The organism is Microbacterium sp. Mcb102 (assembly GCF_024519805.1).
GTDB lineage: Bacteria > Actinomycetota > Actinomycetes > Actinomycetales > Microbacteriaceae > Microbacterium.
The window spans coordinates 1-419 of the sequence record NZ_JALJRG010000017.1; the positions used below are offsets into that span (position 1 = coordinate 1).

At 72.8% G+C, this 419-nt stretch carries 1 protein-coding gene; it reads left to right on the forward strand.

Going from position 1 to position 419, the window contains the following annotated elements; translation table 11 throughout:
• Positions 1 to 18: 18 nt before the first annotated feature.
• A partial coding sequence (locus OC372_RS19320) for a hypothetical protein (protein WP_262003904.1) occupies positions 19 to 419 on the forward strand: 401 nt, incomplete at its 3' end.

Below are 419 nucleotides of genomic sequence, written 5' to 3' on the forward strand. Positions count from 1 at the left end.
CCCGGGTTGACTGGGGGTATGAACAACCCCGCGGAACTGCTCGGCCAGGTCGTCGCTGACCTGGATGCGGTGCTGCGTTCCGACGTGATCGCGGGGCTCGGTGACGACGAGAAGATGGAGTTGTTGCGGGTCGCGGGTGAGGTGCAGCGGCGGGGGGGGGCGGTGGTCGTGGAGACGGTCGCGTCGGTCGATGAACGGCCGGCGGGGTCGGGGGAGCCGGCGTTCTGCGGGCGGTTCGGGTGCCGCACGGTGAACGAGTTGTTGCAGCGGGTGTTGCGCACGGATGCTGCGGGGGCGGGGCGGGTGGTGAGGGCCGCGAAGGCGGTGCGGCGGGAGGTGGGGTTGTCGTCGGGGGCGTGGTTGCCGGCGCGGTGGCCCGCGTTGCGGGAGGCGTTGGTGGACGGGACGATCGGGGTCGC